Annotated in this window: 14 protein-coding genes; all 14 read right to left on the bottom strand. The window is 34.3% G+C overall.

The features are described from left to right. Positions 1 to 50: 50 nt before the first annotated feature. Positions 51 to 1,382 carry an ABC transporter substrate-binding protein gene (locus VQL36_RS04470; protein WP_349248159.1) on the bottom strand — a complete coding sequence of 444 codons (1,332 nt, stop codon included), beginning with the start codon at positions 1,380 to 1,382 and terminating at the stop codon, positions 51 to 53. A gap of 212 nt (positions 1,383 to 1,594) precedes the next feature. After that, positions 1,595 to 2,416, bottom strand: a complete 822-nt coding sequence (locus VQL36_RS04465) for a carbohydrate ABC transporter permease (RefSeq protein WP_349248158.1) — start codon at positions 2,414 to 2,416, stop codon at positions 1,595 to 1,597. A gap of 15 nt (positions 2,417 to 2,431) precedes the next feature. Then, positions 2,432 to 3,352, bottom strand: a complete 921-nt coding sequence (locus VQL36_RS04460; RefSeq protein WP_349248157.1) for a sugar ABC transporter permease — start codon at positions 3,350 to 3,352, stop codon at positions 2,432 to 2,434. A 119-nt stretch (positions 3,353 to 3,471) separates the two neighbouring features. Beyond that, on the bottom strand, positions 3,472 to 4,779 hold the full coding sequence (locus tag VQL36_RS04455; RefSeq protein ID WP_349248156.1) for an ABC transporter substrate-binding protein: 1,308 nt from the start codon (positions 4,777 to 4,779) through the stop codon (positions 3,472 to 3,474). 299 nt (positions 4,780 to 5,078) lie between these two features. Next, the gene (locus VQL36_RS04450; RefSeq protein WP_349248155.1) at positions 5,079 to 6,545 is read right to left on the bottom strand and encodes a protein adenylyltransferase SelO; all 1,467 of its coding nucleotides are present in this window, start codon (positions 6,543 to 6,545) and stop codon (positions 5,079 to 5,081) included. 330 nt (positions 6,546 to 6,875) lie between these two features. Next, positions 6,876 to 10,418: a carbohydrate binding domain-containing protein gene (locus tag VQL36_RS04445; protein ID WP_349248154.1), complete on the bottom strand. Its 3,543-nt coding sequence runs from the start codon at positions 10,416 to 10,418 to the stop codon at positions 6,876 to 6,878. 351 nt (positions 10,419 to 10,769) lie between these two features. Continuing rightward, complete coding sequence (locus VQL36_RS04440) at positions 10,770 to 13,991, bottom strand: cellobiose phosphorylase (protein ID WP_349248153.1); 3,222 nt, start codon at positions 13,989 to 13,991, stop codon at positions 10,770 to 10,772. Between the two features lie 88 nt (positions 13,992 to 14,079). Continuing rightward, on the bottom strand, positions 14,080 to 15,276 hold the full coding sequence (locus VQL36_RS04435; RefSeq protein WP_349248152.1) for a response regulator transcription factor: 1,197 nt from the start codon (positions 15,274 to 15,276) through the stop codon (positions 14,080 to 14,082). 70 nt (positions 15,277 to 15,346) lie between these two features. Then, positions 15,347 to 16,675, bottom strand: a complete 1,329-nt coding sequence (locus VQL36_RS04430; RefSeq protein WP_349248151.1) for an ABC transporter substrate-binding protein — start codon at positions 16,673 to 16,675, stop codon at positions 15,347 to 15,349. Between the two features lie 34 nt (positions 16,676 to 16,709). Next, positions 16,710 to 18,488 carry a sensor histidine kinase gene (locus tag VQL36_RS04425; protein ID WP_349248150.1) on the bottom strand — a complete coding sequence of 593 codons (1,779 nt, stop codon included), beginning with the start codon at positions 18,486 to 18,488 and terminating at the stop codon, positions 16,710 to 16,712. Positions 18,489 to 18,754: 266 nt separating this feature from the next. Further along, the gene (locus VQL36_RS04420; protein ID WP_349248149.1) at positions 18,755 to 20,650 is read right to left on the bottom strand and encodes a PrkA family serine protein kinase; all 1,896 of its coding nucleotides are present in this window, start codon (positions 20,648 to 20,650) and stop codon (positions 18,755 to 18,757) included. Between the two features lie 152 nt (positions 20,651 to 20,802). After that, entirely contained in the window at positions 20,803 to 20,940 is a 138-nt protein-coding gene (locus VQL36_RS04415; RefSeq protein ID WP_349248148.1) for a hypothetical protein, read from the bottom strand. Between the two features lie 83 nt (positions 20,941 to 21,023). After that, positions 21,024 to 21,929: an NAD(P)/FAD-dependent oxidoreductase gene (locus VQL36_RS04410; protein WP_349251120.1), complete on the bottom strand. Its 906-nt coding sequence runs from the start codon at positions 21,927 to 21,929 to the stop codon at positions 21,024 to 21,026. Between the two features lie 85 nt (positions 21,930 to 22,014). Beyond that, positions 22,015 to 22,785 (bottom strand): sulfite exporter TauE/SafE family protein, encoded by a 771-nt coding sequence (locus tag VQL36_RS04405; protein ID WP_349248147.1) that lies wholly within the window; start codon positions 22,783 to 22,785, stop codon positions 22,015 to 22,017. Positions 22,786 to 23,061 lie beyond the last annotated feature (276 nt).

The raw sequence follows: 23,061 nt of genomic DNA, 5'->3' as shown, positions 1-23,061 counted from the left end.
ATCAGCGCGTCAAAATTTATTAATTATGCTATTTTTTTATTTTTATCTTATTATCTTAATTCTCGATTTACACGTTCAATAGCTGCATCCCACTCTGCTTGTGCATCCGCATCATTGTTTTCAACGTTGTTAATTGCATCTTTAATTGCAGTATTCACTGTTTGATGATCAGGACCAAAGTAAACAGGAACAACCTTTAAAGCAGCTTCCGCATAAATTTTCCCTACTGAAGCTCCTTGGAAGTACTCATCTGTCCAATCTTGCATTTCTGGCTTGTCATAAATTCCAGGTGTAGAAGGGAAGTTTCCTGTTGCTTTAAAGATTTCATATTGATTATCTACACTTAACAGCCACTCGATAAAGTCATATGCTTCTTGTGGATGTTCAGATGCCGCTGGGACCGTTAAGAAAGATCCACCCCAGTTACCTGACGCAACTGGCATTTGAGCTATGTTCCAGTTTCCAGAACCGTCTGGTGCAGTACTCTTCATATAGTTCATCATCCAAGCTGGTGCCATTAATGTAGCAAATCCACCATCATTAATTCCTGCGTTCCATTCTGGAGACCATTGTCCCACTTTCGCAGTAATTCCTGCTTCTACCATTGCTGTAGCTCTATCGTATGCTTCCTTTACACCCACGTTAGATTCTAATAATAATTCGTTGTTCTCATCAAAATAAACTTCAGTTAATTGACCTACCATTGTGTCATAAATTGTAGTGCCTGAATCCGTCATTGGTTTTCCAGTTTTTTCAACAACTTGTTTACCAACTTCAACAAATTCATCCCAGTTTGTAATTAAAGCAGAAACTTCATCTGGGTCTGTTGGAAGACCTGCTGCTTCAAAGATATCTGTACGGTAAGCCATTGCCATTGGACCAATATCTGTTGGTAATCCAAATAGGAAAGAACCGTCAGCATTTTCTGATTGTTTGATTTTCCAATCCAAGTAGTCACCAGTAACATCTTTCGCACCTAAATCATATAGGTTTGTAAAGTTCCCTTGGTCACCTTTAAAAGTTTCTAAGAATCCAATTTCCACAAAAGCAATGTCTGGAATACCAGATCCTGCAGCTAATGCAGTTACCAATCCGTTATGATGATCATTAAACTCAACTTCTTGATAGTTGATTTTAACATTTGGGTTTTCTGTTTGATATTGATCAACTAATACGTCTAATCCAGTGTTAGGAATGTTTTGGAATGTTAATTCAATGACTTTATCTGATGGGGCTTCAGTTGCTGGAGTTTCATCACCTGCTGGTTTTTCATCAGCTGGTTTGTCACTTGTAGATTCTCCACCTTCGTCAGTAGAACAAGCTGCTAATGCAAAGGAAAATAAAAGCATTAGACTCATTAAAACTAAACCAAATTTTTTCATTTAAAATTTCCCCCTTTATTTAACGTTAAATACGTCCTATTAAAATTATAATGTAAGCGATTTCATTTTGGTATGTGGTAATTCTTATATTTCTTGTATATATCTCATATGTTTGAATATTTCAAAACAAAAAAACCTTGATTACAATAATTAATCAAGGTGAGAATAGTTTAGATAGACCTCTAAGCGTTAAATATGTTCACAAAGCATGATTACCCCTTAACAGATCCTTCAGCTAAACCAGCAATAAATTGTCTGCTAAATGGGATAAAGATTGCAAGTAAAGGTAATGTAGTAATAAATGCGCCTGTGACGATTAATGCTGTATCACGGTTATATGCGTTCTGTAAACCACGAACCGCTAGCTGTAATGTTTGAACAGATTGTTCTTTAAGTACAATAGATGGCCATACAAAGTCATTCCAAATTCCCATAAATGTAATGATAGCCAGTGTTGCTAATCCTGGTTTAAGGATAGGTAGAACAATTCGGTAATACGTTTGGAAGTTTCTAGCTCCGTCCATTTTAGCTGACTCTATTAGCTCTGGATGTATAGAGGACTCTATAAACTGCTTCATTAAAAATACACCAAAAGCTCCAACTAAAAATGGGATGATAACCGCAGATAAACTATTGATCCAATTAAATTTGCTTACTATGATGTATAGTGGGATCGGACTGGCCGGAGGTAATAACATCGTACTTACAATTAATAAGAATACGAACTTCCGTCCTTTAAACTCCAACCTTGCTAAAGCAAAAGCTGCTAGCGAGCAGAAAAATAGCTGAGACACGGTGATTGTCCCTGCAACGATTAAAGTGTTAAAAAGAGCAGTGATAAAGTCTGCATTTTGCCATGCATTTTGGAGATTGGCAAAAAATTGATCACCAGGAATAACTTTGGGTGGAAATTTATTGGCTGCCGCAGTCGTATTTGTACTTATGACAAACATCCAATAAAACGGAAATACTGAAACTAAAGATGAGATAATTAAAAATATATAAGATATAAAACGTCCTGTTCTGTTTTTCATGACCTCTCATCCCTTCTAATCCTTAATAACTTTCGTAGTAACAAACCAATTCAATAATGCAAACAATACAACAATGACAAACATCACCCAAGAAATGGCTGCAGAATATCCAACATTGTATTTGGTTCCAAATGCAGTTTCATATAAGTATAAAAACATCGTTAAACCTTGATTTGCAGATCCTCCTCTTATATCTAAGAACACTAATGGTTCGATAAATAATGCCATGCCACCTATAGAAGACATGATGATCGTAAAGAGAATAATAGGACGAAGCTGTGGGATCGTAATATAGAAAAACTGCTGGATTTTATTTGCCCCATCTATTGTTGCTGCTTCATATAAATCCTTACCGATTGTTTGTAATCCTGCCATATAAATAATCGTATTATAACCAATCCATCTCCAATTCACCATTGTAGCTATAGCAAAATGAGTTAAAAATCTATTATTTTTCCAATCTAATCCTTCGGTACCTATTATAAAGTTAATTAGACCAAAATCTCTTGAAAATAAAGAATTAAAAATAATCGTTACCGCTAAAATGGATGTGATAAATGGCATAAAAATAGCCATTCGAAACAAATCCTTCATTTTCATAAAAGCTTGGTTTAATACATAAGCGAGCACTAATGCGATGAATAACTGAGGTATAGTAGAAATAATCCAAATGGAAAAAGTATTCACTACTGATTTTATAAAAGTTGGATCATCCGTTAATAACCAGATATAGTTTTGTAAACCGATAAACTCTGGCTCAGCACCAAATAATTTCCAGCTAAATAAGGAGATATACAAGTTATAAAAAATCGGAAATATACCGAACGTTAAAAACAAAATAAAAAAAGGAGCTACATATAAATAACCTGATAATGCATCTTTACTTGCTTGTGAACCATATTTAAAACGAGGTTTTTTATCTGATTTTGCACTCATTGCCATACGACCTCCTCCTACCAAAAATATGGAAATAAATCCTATCCAGATTATATGTGCGCTGATCGTAGTTGATCAGCGCACATTATATTATTTATAAGATTTTTTAAATATATTTATTATCTTAAATCACGTTCTACTCTTTCAAGAGCTGCATCCCACTCTGCTTGTGCATCGGCATCATTGTTTTCAACGTTGTTAATTGCATCTTTAATTGCAGTATTCACAGTCTGATGATCAGGACCAAAGTAAACAGGAACAACTTTTAAAGCAGCTTCTGCATAAATTTTCCCTACTGAAGCTCCTTGGAAGTACTCATCTGTCCAATCTTGTATTTCTGGCTTGTCATAAATTCCAGGTGTAGAAGGGAAGTTTCCTGTTGCTTTAAAGATTTCATATTGATTATCTACACTTAACAACCACTCGATAAAGGCATATGCTTCTTCTGGATGTTCAGTTGCCGCTGGGACCGTTAAGAAAGAGCCACCCCAGTTACCTGACGCAACTGGTATTTGAGCAATGTTCCAGTTTCCAGAACCGTCTGGTGCAGTACTCTTCATATGGTTCATCATCCAAGCTGGTGCCATTAATGTAGCAAATCCACCATCATTAATTCCTGCGTTCCATTCTGGAGACCATTGTCCCACTTTCGCAGTAATTCCTGCTTCTACCATTGCTGTAGCTCTATCGTATGCTTCCTTTACACCCGCGTTAGATTCTAATAATAATTCGTTATTCTCATCAAAATAAACTTCAGTTAATTGACCTACCATTGTGTCATAAATTGTACTGCCTGAATCTGTCATTGGTTTTCCAGTTTTCTCTAGCACTGTTTTACCAACTTCAACAAATTCATCCCAGTTTGTAATTAAAGCAGAAACTTCATCTGGGTCTGTTGGAAGACCTGCTGCTTCAAAGATATCTGTACGGTAAGCCATTGCCATTGGACCAATATCTGTTGGTAATCCAAATAGGAAAGAGCCGTCAGCATTTTCTGATTGTTTGATTTTCCAATCCAAGTAGTCACCAGTAACATCTTTCGCACCTAAATCATATAGGTTTGTAAAGTTGCCTTGATCACCTTTAAAAGTTTCTAAGAATCCAATTTCCACAAAAGCAATGTCTGGAATACCAGATCCAGCAGCTAATGCAGTTACCAATCCGTTATGATGATCATTAAACTCAACTTCTTGATAGTTGATTTTAATATTTGGGTTTTCTGTTTGATATTGTTCAACTAATACGTCTAATCCAGTGTTAGGAATGTTTTGGAATGTCAGTTCAATGACTTCATCTGATGGAGCTTCAGTACCTGGATTTTCTTTACCTGACTCGTCTGGCTCTGTATCGCCTTCAGTAGAACAAGCTGCTAATGCAAAAGAAAATAAAAGCATTAGACTCATTAAAACTAAACTAAATTTTTTCATTTCAATATCCCCCTATTTTTTTATCTTGACGTGAAATACGTCCTACTAAAAGTATAGTGGATTCGATTTCACAATACTATGTGGTCATTCTTATATTTCTTGTATATTTTTCACCTCTATGTGAAAAATGTTCACAAAGATATTAACTTGTCTTCGATTCATAGTATTGTATAAGTAAAGAAAATTATTCATGAATAGTTTTATCTACATCTTGTGAATCAGCACTTACTTTTCAGCTTGAATTACATTTAGTAGAGAGACATCTGACGATTCTCATATTTTCGTTATAGAAAAAAATGTCATGTACCACAAAAGGTCCGGTAAGGACGGGTTGATGGCTCTGGCAGCTTGGAGTATTCATCCTGTTCGGAGGAGTAAGCGTAGGGACTAGAAAGAACATGAAGAAGCTGCTCCATCACACTATAGTCCCCATGTTTCACCGCTGCTTCTAATGCAGCTTCTACCCGGTGGTTACGAGGGATTATCGCAGGATTGCTGTTTCTCATCAACTGATGCGAAGCTTCTTTCTCTTCTTGCTGTCTGCTTAGTCTCCCCTTCCACCTCTCATGCCAGTTATCAAATTCAAGACTTCGAAACAGGTCCGTTTCCTCCAGCGTATCAAAAGTTAATACGCGAAAAGTATTGGTATAGTCCGCACGATACTTTTGCATCAAACTGAGAAGATCTTTAACAAGAGATTCATCTTCTGTTTCTTCGTTAAATATCCCCAATTTTGCTCTCATTCCTGAGAGCCAATTAATATGATACAACTCTGTAAAATCTGAAATTGCATCCTGGGCCAGTTTAAAAGCCTGCTCCTGATCAACATGCAGTAGCGGTATTAAAGTTTCAGCAAACCGAGCAAGATTCCATCCACCAATATACGGCTGATTACCATAAGCATAACGACCTTGTATGTCAATGGAACTAAATACTGTAGCTGAATCATAATAATCCATAAAGGCACAAGGACCATAATCAATGGTTTCTCCACAAATCGTCATGTTGTCAGTGTTCATTACTCCATGAACAAAGCCAACCAGTTGCCATTTTGCAATCAGCGAAGCTTGGCGCTTGATCACTTCCTGAAGCATTGCAAGATATCGATTTTCGTCAGCTTGAATGTCTGGAAAATGTCTTTGTAAAGTATAATCAGCAAGAACCCTTAAATCCTCAACTGTACCCCAATTTGCAACGTATTGAAAAGTACCAACACGTAGATGACTAGAGGCTGCACGGGTCAGTATTGCACCATCCAGCTCTGTTTCTCGGATTACTGACTCACCTGTAGTCACCACGGCTAGACTACGAGTGGTAGGAATCCCAAGAGCATACATTGCTTCGCTGATGATATACTCGCGCAACATAGGTCCAAGTGCCGCTCGACCATCCCCCCCGCGGGAATATGGGGTTCTACCTGAACCCTTAAGCTGAATGTCAAACTGTTCATCTTGAGGAGTGATCTGCTCGCCAAGTAACAGGGCCCGTCCATCCCCTAACATATTAAAATGTCCGAATTGATGCCCCGCATATGCTTGAGCGAGAGGCGAAGATCCTTCGGGAATCTGATTGCCTGCAAGTACCGCTATCCCATCTTCGCTCTGTAATCCCTGAGCATTTAACCCTAGTAATGTTGCCAAAGAGTCATTGAAAATGATCAACTTCGGTGAATGTACAGGATTTGGATTGAGGCTGGAAAAAAATAATTTCGGCAAGCTAGCATAACTGTTATCTAAGTTCCACCCTGTATCAATTTTCTTTGTCATCGTATCTCCTTTCTTTTTCCTTTTCTGTTTATTAATAATTAATATGCCTCCATTTTAAATTAAAATTAGTCTACTCTTCAGATTCATATCAAATTTTCACCCAATAGAAAAGTTATATATTACACGCTCATTTGCCATTGTAATAACCTCCTGTACTGATCTAACTAAGTCTTTCATTGTCTTATCTTTAGAATTAATTTCCTTTTCATTTTATCCAATTTATATTGAAATTGCTATTATCACAACTTGTAACCTAAATGAAAACCCTAACCTTTACAAACAATCTGCAATTTGGTTAGGGTTATTCATCATTTAGTTATGTCTATATTTTCATTCACCTACAACAATGCTCACATTATCTAAGTTAATTGTAGCAGGGATCGCTTCACCTGCGATATTTCCTAATTCAAAAACAATCTTCCCATTATTGAAAGTGTCCTCACTCATAGTAAAAGTAAAACGATAATTCTCTTGATTTATACTCAAATCAATAACCTGTGTTGTTACATATGGAATAAACCACGGTGCTTCGGTTAATTCTTTTCCAATATTTACATTCATTTGCCTATCCACACTTGAGCTTGCATCAAAGGAAACCGTATAGGTATTTCCATTTTCTAAATATAAACCATTTTGAAAAACTTGTGGACTATACGATTGATCCCCCGTCTGCTCAATATCAATCACCAAATGTCCATCTGTCGCATTTATTTCCCCAACTGCATAACCAGCCCATTGATCTCCCCACCAAGCTTGCCATGGTTCAATCGAAGAACTGAAGTGTCCATTTTGGATGATATCTCTTTTAATACTTACATTATCAAAATATACGTCACCGACAACTGCTTCACCATCTATTGGACCTAATTCAAATACGATCTTTCCATTGTCGTAAGATGCTTCGTTCATTGTAAATGTAAACTGATAAGATTGTAATTCATTATTTAATTGTATCTGTTGTGTATCTACATATGGAATAAACCAGGGTGCAGTGTCCAAACCTCTACCAACATTTACGTTGATTTTTTTAGGTGAAGTAGATTTCGCATCAAAACTAACTGTATAGGTTTGTCCACTAATAAATTGCAATCCTTCTTGAACAACTTGTGGAATGAAAGACTGTGCTCCTAAACTTTCAAGATGAACTTTAAGTAAACCATCTTCTATTGAGGCTTCACCTTCTGCATACCCATTCCATTGATCTCCCCACCAAACAAAAGTTGGTTCAACAACGGAATCAAACGTACCATTTATTATAAGATCTTCACCTTGGCTCTGGCTTTCAGTTGATATTGTAAACCAATCTAAATTTACTCCTGGTGATGCAATTTGAAGCGTCTGTACACCTTCTTCTAAATGAACAGCATGACTTACAATACTCCAGTTATTCCATCCACCAGTACTAGCAATGTCCATGTTATATACACCATCAGCTTCAGCTTCTGTTATTTCATTATTAAATTCTAATTCACCCGTATATGCACTTCCCGCTTTTGTTAATAAAGTCAAACTTCCTGTATCTACGTTAGACGCAACAGAGTATGAAATTACATAATCCCCAGCTTCTTGCACGTCTATAGCGTATTGCAACCAATCTCCCTCATCAATAAAACCAATGGTTTGACCATCATTTTCAGCGATCACGCCATACATACTAACATAGTTTTCCGCTTCAATTTGTGTATTTCCAACAACATTTTCTGGTGGAGAAATGGCTTTCATTGTTACATTATCTACATAAACACCTGCATCATCATTTCCGAATAAAAACTGGAATAATGCATGTTCATCTGTTGGATTGTTCATTCTAAATATTTTTGAATACTCTTTTGTAGTTGTTGATAAATCAATAGATTCATTCATGTAGATTTCATTTTGATCAACATCTGTTAATTGAATTTCAATTGTCCTTTCTTCTACTGCTCTAGCATCAAAAGAAACAATATAACTTTGGTTCTCTTCAATGTTTAAATGGTCTTGGCTTACAGCAATAGAATCTGATGAAGTTCCCTCTTCACCAATAGATACATATAATTCACGGTAATAGATTTCACTATTTACCGAAGTGGTAGCATCCGCAGAATCATCTGTAGTTAACTCCCAGAAGCCTAATCGATTCGTTCCTTGATCAAATGTTCCATTATATATATAGTTTCCATCAGGTAATACTTCCTTAGAGGCATTTGGATCCTTTTCAACTTTTTCTAAACGCACATTATCTATGAATACTGGAAGTGTCGAAGCTTGCCCCATATTAAACTCAGATCGTGCATTGAAGTCTGTAGGTTGAACCATATCAAAAGTAAACTCAAAATGCTGCGGTGTATCCGTTAATTCAATCGTTGCATCTTGCAAATAACGAGTAAAGTTATGATCTGGACCAGATACGTTTACCATCATAGAGCGATCCCCTGTAGACCAAGCATCAAAAGAATACTTGTATCTTTCACCATTTTCAATTGGTAGATTCGGTTGAATAAATTGTATAGCCCATAGTGCATCGCCTGCACTTGTGATTGCAGTATTTAATACACCATCAACAACTGAAACCTCTCCCTCACCACCGAATAAATCATCTGGTTCAAAAGGTTGGAAATCCCAATAAGCTAAATCTTCATCAAATCCACCGTTATAAATATAATTGCCATCTTCTAGTGGCTCTCTTCCTTCAGAATCATTGTTGCCATGCGGAGATGGACCTGGTCTTTCACCAGCTTTTCTATATTCCCCGTCTAACTCATATACTCGAACATAATCAATTAAAAATTGCTGCGGAAATTCAGTTGTTTCATCAGGATATCCTGGCCAATTTCCTCCAACAGCTAAGTTCATTTGAATATAAAAATCTCTGTCATATGGTGCTGGATAAGTAAAATTATCTGCTCCTTGTGGATCTCTAGAGAACCAATCATTTTGAGTAGAGAATAAAATCCCGTCGACGTACCATCTCATTTCACCTGGTTCCCATTCTAATGTGAATGTATGATAATCATCAACAAAGCTTTCTCCACCTGGTAGTTGGAAAGACTGACCCGTATGAGTCCAAGGCACCCCGTAATGAAGTGTTCCATAAACCGTATAAGGATCATGTCCTAAAAATTCCATAATATCGATTTCACCTGAGGAAGGCCAAATATCATAGACTCCATAATCTGTAGGCATCATCCAAATCGCTGGCCATATTCCTTGTCCCTCTGGCATTTTCGCTCTAAATTCATACTTACCGTAAGTCCAATCACCTTTACCTTCTGTAGTTAACTTAGCAGAAGTATAATCATTTCCTCCAAAGCTTTCTTCATGTGCTTCAAGAATTAATGAACCATCTTCTACACGTGCATTTTCTTCACGGTTTGTATAGTTCTGAAGCTCATTATTCCCATAACCTCCACCACCTTGGATGAAGTTCCATTTGGTTTCGTCTATTGCTTGTCCATCAAAGTTATCTTCCCAAACTAGATTCCATTTTTCTTTTTGAATTTTACCTTTTGTGAGTTCAAGTAATTTGAAATCTACGACTTTGTTCTTGTCATCAGCTAGATAAACACCAAGGTATTTATTGATTTCTGCATCTACACCTGAAATATCATCTAGTGCAACATATGGATTTTTGATAGAAAAATCTGTTGGTACTTCATCTCCTACATTAGGCATTTCGATGGGTTGACTTGCAACTTGTACAGCCAAATGATGTACGCTTTCATTAATTTTTACATCTACTTCAGTTGAACCATGTAACTGACCTTTAGAAGCTCTGGGATTAAAATTATTAGTTGCAGGTGCGTCGTTTGCATTCCCTTTCTTTTCAGCAAATACAATTTGGAAACTACTTAGCACCATCATTAAAGCTAGTAAAAGGGTTAATAATTTCTTCAAATGAACTCTCTCCTTTAATGTTAGAATAAGTGCATAATCTTAAATTAAACAAGCTGATTACTACCTACTAAATTCAGAGACAACTATGAAAATTTAAATAGATTCCCTAAAAAGCACCACCCCTTTCAAAAAATAAACTTATAAAGAAATAAAAGTGATAAAAAACGTTTGAAAATATATGAAATCGTTTTCAATTTAGTTAGTTTGAGAAGATAAAAAGTAGTTATGATGGTTAAATTACTCTTTATTTTAGAAATACTTAATCGAGGAAGGAGGAAGCTTATTCTCCCTCCCTCAATAATAAATCTGTTCACAAAAGGTTGTCAATAACTATTCCCTTAGGGATTTATTTTAATCTAAAAAAGCATCGATCTTAGAAATTAGACCTTCACGTATCATAGAAGCGAATGGATCAGAAACAGTACCATCTTTGATAATGATTTGTTCACCATCGTGTTTTGTAAGTATCAATTTCTTAACTTTTAATCCATTAGGTCCATACGTATTTTTACCTGATTTGTTAATATAAGTGACATCACATTTTGATAAAAATCTAAATTCCACAGTACCATTCTCATCGAATAACCACCCTGGTAAAATTGGCTCTAATTTCAGACAAAGCTTATCCTCTTCCATTTGAAAAGGTTGTTTGTTTGCCATCATCATATGCCACATAGATAAAAACTCTGCTGTTGATCCACTTAACCTTGCCACAAATCCTGTACCATGTAGTGTAACATCAGGGTTTGCACTGCTAGCGATAAATGAACTGTTCTCAATAATACTTCTTCCATAAACCTCTGGATCTAGAAATGGAACCATAACATTTTTCATATCTTCGAAAAACTCATCATATAGACCTGCTTTTAATACTTCTAAAATATACTTATATTCCATATGCATAAAGACAGATTCATTTTCTAGCCAGCCTGCAGTAAATGCTCTAACCCTTCCTAGCTCAAAAGGCTGCCCTTCAAGGGATGCATTAACTTTATACATTTTCAACTTTTCATCGTATACTCCACTGCTTTTAATTTGCTTGTATAACATTTGTTTTTCCTCAAATGAATCCAATACCTTTAATGCTCTCGTTGGTCCCTCTAAAAATTGTGGAAGATTATGTAGTTTAAACTTTGTCACTTTAACATTAGTTAAATGATTCTTATTCACTTTTTGTTTTCCATCATTATCAACAAGTTCTTCAAAACTTTCCGCTTCGAAATAGAAATAAGTTGGATACTTTCCACCATTCAGCTCTAAAGCACGTTTCATTCCTGCATTCATTTTTAACACAAATTTCTTAAAAATATTCATAATACCAGATACACTCAGCTCTGTTTCCGCTCCGTTTAACCCAAATTTAGTTTGCTCACGATATTGTTCTCTAGCTTTAGAAACCTGGTCCCAATATTGATAATCCTTATCTGATTCTTGTGATTGATTATAAACATCAAGTAAACGATCTACATAGGTTAACAATTCCGCTATTTCCACAGGGAGTTTGATTGTTCTGTTGATATCTTCACTAGAGCGAATGACAAATTGAAGCAATCTTTTCAATTCGCTAGCTTCACTAAAACCAGAGGCAAATAAACCTGGCAATCCGTTCATAGAATCGTTCCAACCTGGTTTGTTAGCTTCCATCTCTATGCCTAACCCGAGGGGATCTAAAGTTGCAAATTTAATTAAAGCTAATGAAACTGCTTTGCTGTAAAGATTCGTATAATAAATATCACCTTTACCGTATTTTGTTCTTACCCAATTTGGCAATTCTGTTCTTGAATGAAGTAGAGCCTCCTTTTGTGTATCTTCTTCAATAGCATCATATTGACGTACCTTTCCATCTACCAAAACATATTTGTCTTCTCTTGGTAACACAACAGCCGGACTATCAAAGTAAGTATAAGTTTTTTGTTCAAATAGAAATTGTTGTATACGATCTGGATAAATTGCAAGATAACTATCCACTAGATCCATATTATATGTCCAGTGATCGACCCAATACCCTTCGCCAAACTCTGCCTCTACATGTTGTTCACTAATTTGAAGTGCTTCTAATAGGAATTGTTCTGAAGAAATAGTTAACTTGATATTTTCATTCTCTAATTTGGTAAGAAGTTCACCTGGAGTATATGGATTTTTAAAGAATGTTTTCAATTTATTTTTATCTTTTTTATTAATAAAATTCAAAATTTCATCTATTTGATTTTGTTTAACTGTAAAACTGCATCCCTTTACTACAAGAGGATTATATCCGTCTGTCTGAATTAAGTTGAAAAACATATTCACATTAAAATCATGAATCTCAGGATGGAATAACACATCACTTCTTCTATTCTGATTTGCATCTCTAAAATTTCCGTTACCTTGAGAATAATATCCTGCTTCTAAAGAAAAAAAGTTATAATCCCTCTCTAAATCTCCATGTTTTCTCGAGTACATATGATAAACAAGTGGCTTTTCATCGGCTTCAAACGTGACAGGATACCCACCACGTAATAGATTGTCTAAATAATTTTGTTTACAATAAGCATCAAACAAACTAGAGGAGGTTTTTGTATTAATGTCGTTTGTCAATTCATCAACTAGCTGTTGTGCTTCATTCCTTTTTGTATCAATAAAAATTTTTTTACATAATTCATCCTTACGCCCATTGATTTGTTCAATATCTTGAGCAAATCCAATAAATGTATTAATTTCAACAGATTGTCCAGGTTTTAATTGTTTTTCAACTCCTGAAAAACCTGCAGGTACTTTATTTGTAGTCACTTGTTGCTGTTTTAATAACTCACTTAAAGAATTTCTCAAAAAAGCATCAGGTTTATTAAAGGAGGTATTCATCCCAAATACAAGATTTGCATCTACAATCGGTGAAATCAGTTTTTCATCTTCGAAACTTAAATAAAAATAGCCACCTTTAATTTCACCAACAGTAGCTGAATCAGCGGTATCTCCTCTAAGTTTATAATAAGGTACATGTTGATCTAGATTATATACATCCATCCAACTTTTTAAAGTATGACCTAATCTTTTATATGGTTCTTCTGTAATACCGTATGGAAGGATAGAAGGCATTCCGTCCAATACTTCACATTTCATACTTTCTTGAGAAATATTTTTAACGGTTACTGTACGAACTAAAGAAGCAAATGATTCATTAGGTAATGTATAATAGCTAACTTTAACCTGTAAACCTACCTCTTTATTTATGGAATCGATTTCAAGAAAGTTTGCTGAAATATACATATTTTCTTCTAAGTTCAATCCACCTGTTTGATATGAAAAAGGTTCATAATAGCCATTGTCATTATTTTTATTATATTTTATAAAAGTACGAAATCCATTTGTAAGAACTTGCTGATAAGATTTATTCGCTGGAAAAAACTCCATAATAGAACTGTCTTTATTTTGTATTCCAAAACTAGCGATCCCTTGACCTCTGTTCACATAGAAAGCCCAAAGAGGAATACCCATAGTTCCTGCAATACCTGGGAAAAAGCTAGAAAATGGCTTCTGATTATTATAATCTTTAATAACAAAACGTTTTTTGTCATCAAAAAAGTATGGTTTCATTAGAACCTCCAAGTGTTTTTTTATTTTTTTTATTTATCACTTTAATATATCAAATTTACCGATAAATTTATAGTGCTTTAAACTGACGTTATTGCGAATGTTTTTGTTGAGGTTTATTATTTTCTCTATACTCATAAGGGCTCGTATGTTCAAAAGCTTTAAATACCTTACTGAAATGTGCTTGGTCTGTATAACCAACCATTTTACAAACTTGATATATTTTATGATTGGTCTCACGCAATAACTCCTTGGATTTGTTGATTCGAGTTTTCGTTACAAAATGACTAAAAGTAACCCCCATTTCATTTTTAAATAAACTACTCAAGTAATTGGGATTTACAAATAATTGCTCAGCCAACGAAGTCAAAGTAATTTCTTTCGAATAATCTTTTTCCACATACTCTATAACAGAACGAATTAATCGATGTATAGAATCATTTGACTTTCCATTTTCAACTGAAACCTCTTCCTTATATAAGCCTAATTCCATTAAACTTTTTTTATACAATTCGCTGACTTCATGCAGCTGGTCACTTACACCTCCTATTCCAATCTCACAACTTCTTTTTAAAATTTGTTCAATAGCAGAAGAAATATTCTTCAATACTTCTTCAACTTGTTTTGATTGATCCTCATAAGAGAATAAAACGGTGGATAGATGGCTTTCCTCCACTACTACAATGGAAGTTCCCAGCTCATTCATTACATCAGATATAATATTTTTAATGGAAAATCGTATCGTTTTTTTTCTTAATTCCTCTGGTTTCATCGTAATGGAAAATAAATAAATAGATTGAAATTCAGGAAATAGTGATTCGTCGTAATACGGAACTGGCATCTCATAAAATAGATCTTGGACTCGTTTTTCCAATAAATTTTTTTCTCTTAAACGATCAATTTCAGATTTCGATCTCCTACTTTTAATCATCATTTCTATATTATTAATAATATCTTTCACACTTTCCATTGAGGTAGGTTTTAATAAATATTCAACCACCTTATATTGAAGAGCAGTGCGAGCATATTCGAAGTCAGCGTGCCCTGTTAACATCACAATATAGGTTTTAGGGTGAGTTTCGTAAATATATTTTGCAAGTTTTAATCCATCTACTCCAGGCATCCTAATATCTGTAATCACGATGTCAAACTTTTTTTTCTTTAATTTAGTTATAGCATCTTCACCATCTTCAGCAGTTAACACATCATAATAATCCGCCATAGATTGAATCATATTGGCTATTGCATTTCTCACAATTGGTTCATCATCTACCATTAATATATTCATGATAACCTCCCTCAAATAAATTTTGTTAAATATATAGAAGAACTAAAAATATAAAATTGACATAAAAATATCACTCATTATTTAACTGGTTTTTGATTAACCTCATTGCCTCATCCCATATTTCCTCCGGAGGAGTATTTGTTGTATCAACCTGTATTAAAGCATTATCTATAATTCTAGTTACAATGTGTTGATTTGGACCCTCATATACAGGCACTAGGTTTTTAGCTGAATCAACGAGAATCTCACCTACAGGAGCATTATTGAAATAATGTAATTTTGTCTCTAGAATGATGGGATGATCATAAAGCAATGGAGATGATGGAAAGTTTTTGTCCTTAGTAAATACTCTAAGTTGGCTGTCTGGTGAGGTCAAGTGCTCTATTAATTTATAAGATTCTCTAGGATGCTTTCCTTCTTTTGGCATCGTTAAAAATGATCCTCCCCAGTTTCCTCCACCTTCAGGTAAATAAGTTACATCCCATTCCCCCATATTACTAACATTAATTACAGAGGATGAATTAAACGATTTTTCAATCGATGACAGCATCCATGAAGTTGCAAAAGTAATTGCAAATTCATTTGCTCTTAACCTTTCACCCCATTCAGGATCCCAATATTGCGGTATTCCTCTTGAATACCCCATTTCTTTTGCAGTCACTGCATATTCCCAAGCTTTTTTTACAGATGGATTCGTTTCTACAATGAGTTTATTTGTTCCTTCTTCAAAATATTGTTGTGATCCCTGACCTAGAATCATACGGTATAATATATAAATGTTATCTACCATATAAATATGATGTTCCTTTAATTTTTCCCCAATCTCAAATAGATCATCCCAAGTCTTAATTTGATCTGCAACTAATTTACGGTCTGTCGGTATACCAGCTTCTTGAAACAATGTTCTATTATACAACATAGCTATTGGACCAATATCCGTAGGCAAGCCAAACAAGAAACCCTCTAAATTAGAAGCTTGCTGCCACTTCCAATCCAAATATTTATCCTTCAAAGTTTGCCCTCCATATAAAGTTAAATCATAAAACGCTTTATCAAATTCTTTAAAACGTTCAAAATAGCTTACCTCAACAAGGCTAATATCAGGTGCCCCATACCCTGCTGCAAATGCATGCTGTAAATTGTTATGAACATCTGTATAAGGTAATATAATCATCGAAATATTCACATTTGGATTCTGTAAGTCATATTCTCGTATCATATCTTCTAATCCACTTCCTGGCCAAAGCCAAATTGTTAATTCAACAACTGGATTCTCATTCGTTCGATTGGAAGCGATATTCCCAAAATCATTATATTTCACTAAATCACATGCCGAAATGTAAAGAAGTAAAAAAATAGACAGTACAATTAGAATTGACTTTCTAAATAGTTCAAACATCAAAATACCTCCAATCGCAAATTAATACAATGTTCTAACTTTTATCTCTTTTTAAAGGAAGTTTAATTTCGACTTTCAAACCTCCTAATTCACTATTTGAAAGTTGTAATCCAAAATCTTTTCCGTATACTAATTGTATTCTATATTTAAGGTTAGACAATCCAATTCCAGAATGCATAATGGTTTGATCATTCATCTCTGCAAGGTTTTGAACTTCCTCATATTTCTTCATATCCTCCTCTGACATTCCAATTCCATTGTCTTCTACAATAAAATAGATAAGGTTTTCAATTCGATAAATTTGAATATTGATCATCCATTCTGGTGCCCTCTTTGGCTCCAATCCATGTGAAATGGCATTTTCAACTAAAGGTTGCAATAAAAGCTTCATAATATAAGTGGATAATATGGATTCAGGATTTATCTCTATGTTTACCTTAAGCTTCTCACCATACCTAGCTTTTAAAATATCCAGGAAATGATTCAAATGTTTTAAGTCCTCATCAATCGTTACTAACTCTGAACCAGGCTGAATGCTGTAACGCAACAAATCACTTAAGCTTAATACCATATTTGCTGTATTGTACTGACCTTCATTAATTAATTCCCAATAAATTGTATTTAAAGTGTTATATAAAAAATGCGGTTTAAACTGTGCTTTTAAAGCAACCAACTGTGCATGTTTCTCACTAATTTGTTTATCTGATAAATCCTTCACTGTTTGATTTAAATTTTGCAACATATCATTGTAACTTTTATACAGCATGTATACTTCCCTATTTCCCATGATTCCTTTATAAGGCTCTATCGCCCCTTGTTCAATCCGCTTAAACCTAGAGGCAAGCTTTCGAATTGGTATGGATAATGACCACGAAAAAAACAATGTAAAGACTAGTGCAGTAATCACGCCGGTCAATCCAATAATCAACAAATTGTTTTCGATACTTTTTAAGTCTTTAAATGCCTCCTCAATATCTACATAGACCATAAATGTCCATTCAGCATATTCAGATTGAGCATGAGAAATATACGTTATTTCTCCATCAATTTCCCAGTCAATCATATCATTTGGATGACTTAACATCTCATTCATCAAACCCGCTTCTACTTGTGTACCTATTTGGCTTTTATCTTCAGAATAGATGACGTAACCTTCTTTATCTACAATCTGCACTTTTCCGCTCGCACCAAAGTTAACTTCTCCAACAAGTCTTTCTAAGGTCTCAATAGGAAAAACTGTAAACAAGTATCCGATTGACTCTAAATGATTTAAATCATTAATTTGTCTTGCACCAATCACACTAGGTAATACTTCCTCATCTCTCCAAGCATCTCCAGCAACCCACACCATTCTCCCACTGTACTCATTTACTTTTTGAAACCATCGATTTTTCATTAGTTCGTGAAGATCTTGATTTAAATATAACGTATTATTTTCAAAGTAATCATCTCCAACACTATCAATGACATGGATAATATAATCTTCTTTTATAAAACGACTCTGTTCTCCTATAATATTGTTAATTTCAAATCTATTATGTGTAGGAATATCTCCTTTATGTATATCTAAGAGAAAATCCTGTACAACTGGATGAAATGCAACCGTCTGTGATACCTTATCAAACTCTAATAGATTGACATCAATTTTCCCTTTTAGTTGGATAACAGACTCCTGTAAGTACTGAGAGGTTTTTATTAAAACAACTTCAGAAGAATTTCGAATTGAAAAGTAACTAATTGAACTAACTGTGATGAGCAATATCGTTGAAAAAACTAACATCAATTGTACTAAAATCGGTATTTTTTTATTCAACTTACTTACTCACCCCCAATTTGCTTAAGAAATCGAATTCATTTATTATATTAATAATTTGAAAAAACTGAATGATAATACTACAACTTTAGCTTAGTCCTTGTGTTTCCTTCTGTCAAATTAGAAACGAATCATCATCGTTAACTAAATGGAACCTCAAATTATAATATACTAAAGCTCTGTTTACAATAAGCAAAAGAACCGTTCGAAAAATACCATCGGACGGTTCTTTTAATTTTTTAGTGAACATTTCTAGTGAACTTTATTTATCGATTCAATAAACTACCTACATATCTTAACATTTCATTTGCACATATTGAACAATACCCATGTTCTTCAATTAATCTTTTTGATACTTCATTAATTTTTTTCAATTGTTTTTCATCCGGTGTCTTTGTTGAAGTTGTAATTTTAACAATATCCTTTAAATCAGCAAACAATTTTTTCTCAATCGCTTCCTTTAGACGTTCATGACTACTATAATCAAACTTTTTATTTTTTCTTGAAAAAGAAGACATTCTAATCAAAATTTCCTCACGAAATGCCTTTTTAGCATTTTCTGAAATACCGATCTGCTCTTCAATTGATCGCATTAAACGTTCATCAGGCTCTAATTCTTCATCTGTTATAGGATCTTTTATTTTATTATGATTGCAAAATGCCTCTATATTGTCTAAATAATTCTCAAATAATGTTTTTGCAGATTCCTCAAATGAATAAACGAAAGCTTTTTGTAATTCTTTTTTAGCAAGTTCATCGTACTCTTTTCTAGCTAATGAAATAAAATTCAGATATCGCTCTTTTTCTTCTTTAGTGATAGAAGAATGTTGATCTAATCCATCTTTCAACGATCTGAGCACATCCAGTGCATTTATACAGTTTATATCCTGCCGTATGAGCGCACTTGAAATACGATTCACTACATATCTTGGATCAATACCTGTCATTCCTTCTTCATCATATTCATTTTGCATTTCTTTTAAATCAGCATCTTTGAACCCTTCAACAGATTCACCATCATACATTCTCATTTTTTTAATGAAATCCATACCTTGTTTTTTCGTTTCTTTTAATCTGGTCAGAATAGAAAAAATACTAGCTGTTTTTAAGGTATGAGGTGCAATATGAATGTGACCTACATCACCTTGATTAATTAATTTATGATATATTTTTTCTTCTTGAGTAACTTGTAAGTTATAAGGAACAGGCATAATAATCATTCTTGATTGAAGGGCTTCATTTTTTTTGTTTGATATAAAGGCTTTATATTCAGATTCATTTGTATGAGCAACAATCAACTCATCTGCTGAAATTAATGCAAATCTTCCTGCTTTAAAATTCCCTTCTTGTGTGAGTGAAAGTAAATTCCACAAAAATTTCTCGTCACATTTCAACATTTCTTGAAATTCCATCATTCCTCGATTTGCCTTGTTCAGTTCCCCGTCAAAACGATATGCTCTTGGATCAGATTCAGAACCAAATTCAGTTATAGTAGAAAAATCTATACTACCAGTTAAGTCCGCAATATCTTGAGATTTTGGATCAGATGGACTAAAAGTACCAATCCCAACACGCTTATCTTCTGACAATGTAATTCTTTCAACCTCAACGTTCTCTATAACTCCATTATACTCTGTTCTTAAACGCATTTGGCATGATGGGCATAAATTACCTTCAATTCTTACATTTAATTCTTTTTCAATGTCTGGTCTGAGTTCATGGGGGATTAGATGTAAAGGTTCTTCGTACATAGGGCAGTCTTTAATTCCATATAGCGCCCCTTCATCCGTACGTGAGTATTGCTCTAATCCACGTTTTAACATCATCACAAGTGTGGATTTCCCTCCACTCACAGGACCCATTAGCAACAATATTCTTTTTCGCACATCTAATCTGCGTGCAGCTGAATGAAAATACTCTTCTGTTAATTTTTCTAGAGTTTTATTTAATCCAAAAATTTCTTTTTCAAAAAATTTATATATTCTCTTTCCATTCTTTTCTGTCACGCCATGTGAAGCAATCATATCATATACTCTTGCATGAGCAGTTCTTGATACTTTAGGGTTTTGACGAACAATGTCGATGTAATCCTTGAAGGTGCCAGACCAATTCAACTTCTCCTCATCTGCCCGATGGCTAGTGATCCTCTTAAATATATCCATGTTTCACTCCTCCCAACTCATCATGGGCATTGCAATAAATAGGTAACAACTACGAAAGGAAAAAAATGATTCGTAATAATATTTATGCAAAAAGTGAGAGGATGTTGACGAGAAATTTATGTTTCTTTTAAATGTTTAATTATAGGAAAAGCCTAACATTCTCTAGGGTTTTCATCATTTTCTTCTATTTCTGCTTTTAAAGTTTGAATTGCTTCATCATCCTTCTGTTTTGGAGATTGCTCATTTTTATTTATTTGTACATTTTCTTCCTCTTGATTTTCATTATGCATTTTTATTACCTCCTTAAAATTTGTGGTCATTATTTATAGTGTTCAAGGAAACTTTTGAACTACCTCTATTAGATTGTCAATTGTCAAAAGGAATTATTCACCACTGATTTGTGTATCCAAATCGCTGCTTGAGAGCCTTCTCCCATAGCTATTGACACTTGCTCTGAGTGAACATTCACATCTCCAGCTGACCATACATGTTTTACATTTGTCATTTTTGTTCGTGGATCGGTTATAATATGTTTATTTTCCAGCCTTTCAACACCTAATTGTGAAGCAAGAGAAGATTTTACGTCATTTCCGCCAAAAGCAACAAAACCTCTTTCACAATGGATCACTTCCCCACTCATTAAAACAACGCCATAAATCATCCCTCTAACCTCCAACACTTTTTCAAAAGGCTCTTCTATATAGTGAATTTTAATCTCATCTAATTTTTTTCTAATTTGTGGACTCACCTGTTTTTGTTCATGATTGATATAAACTAATTCATCTGTCCAACGATTTAAAGCAAATGCCATATTAGCCCCAACCTCACCAGCTCCCAATATAATGGTTTTTTTATTTTTCACCTCATAACCATCACAATCTGGACATACGTAAACAGATAACCCTAAACATGAAATTAAGTCAGGAATATCAGGCATGCGATCTAAAATTCCAGTTGCAAGCAATAAAGTCTTGCCTTTATATACTTGTTGATCATCTTTTAAATAAATGTGAAACTGTTTCATCTTTTTTTCTGCTTGAATCACCTCACCATGCAAAAATTCAACATCTAAACTTTCGGCATGGTTTTTACCAAGTTCTCTTAGTTTCGAACCCGATATACCATTGGGCCATCCTAATAAGTTATGATACCCTTTACATAAAGTTGATCTTCCTTCACCTTTATCAATCACAAGAACATCGTGTTCATATCTACCTAATTGAATAGCAGCTTGTAATCCAGCTATCCCACCACCAATGATAATACAATCGTATAACATATCCAAAATGATTCTTCCCTTTCTTGTATTTATACGCACAAAAAAACACTGAGAAGTAAGGTTACTTTATATCAGTGTTTTTAATTTATATCATTTTTATTCCACTAAATAATATAATTGTTGCTAAAATGGTTCTTAATGGTTTGGTAGGTACTTTCGCTGATAACGTACTGCCAATTAACACACCAGGTATTGATCCTAATAATAACTTTAAAGTTAGAAGGTAATCAACATTGCCTAATCCTGCATGTAAAAATCCTGCCACTGAGACAAGTAATAAAGCATGAGCAATGTCTGTACCTACAATTTCTGAACCCTTTAATTTATATAAATAAAGTAGTGCTAAAGCAAAAAGAGAGCCAGAGCCTATTGAAGTTAGTCCAACCAAAAATCCCAAAATAAAACCAATTGTAATTGTTAGCACCTTTTTCTCTTCAAGTGGTTTCTTTTGCCAACGATTTTCTCTCCATCTTTTATCAAAGATTTGTCTGAAAATGGTTGCCAAAGCGATGATAATTAACATCACTCCTAAAGACGTTCTAATGATTGATTCTTGATTTTGAAAAAAGTTCTCAAATAACTGGAGGACTCCTACCGCCGTTATTGCTCCTGGGATACTACCTATAGCAAAAAATTTCACTAGCTTCAAATTGATCGTTTTCTGTCTAAAATGCTGGATAGCTCCAAACATTTTTGTAATTGCATTATAAAACAAGTCGGTTCCCACAGCGATGGTTGCAGGGACTCCGAGCATAATCATAATTGGAGTTAATAATGCAGCTCCTCCTACCCCAGTTAATCCTACTAAAAACCCGACAACGAGTCCAAGTATAGTCATCTCTATTCCAAACCCCATAAGCTACACCCCAAGTAATTCCGAGTATTTACATAGGATTATAAGGCAATGAATTAGATAAGTAAAGTTTTTTTTCAAAGAAACCGCAAAAGACTAGTAAAAATATTCTTTTGTCCCCTAAAAAATTTAACCAAGCCCTATGAAACTAGCAATTATGTTTGTTTTTACAAATTTAGGACCTCTAAAATGTTTATGATTGTATATTTCTAATTATTCTTCGCTTTTTGGTCTCACAAAAATCTAGTATACTAGTAAATAGACTAACTTAAAATTATA

The organism is Chengkuizengella sp. SCS-71B (assembly GCF_040100845.1).
Taxonomy (GTDB): Bacteria; Bacillota; Bacilli; order Paenibacillales; family KCTC-33759; genus Chengkuizengella.
The sequence above is the reverse complement of the archived record's forward strand: the minus strand, read 5'-3'. Positions and strand labels throughout refer to the sequence as shown.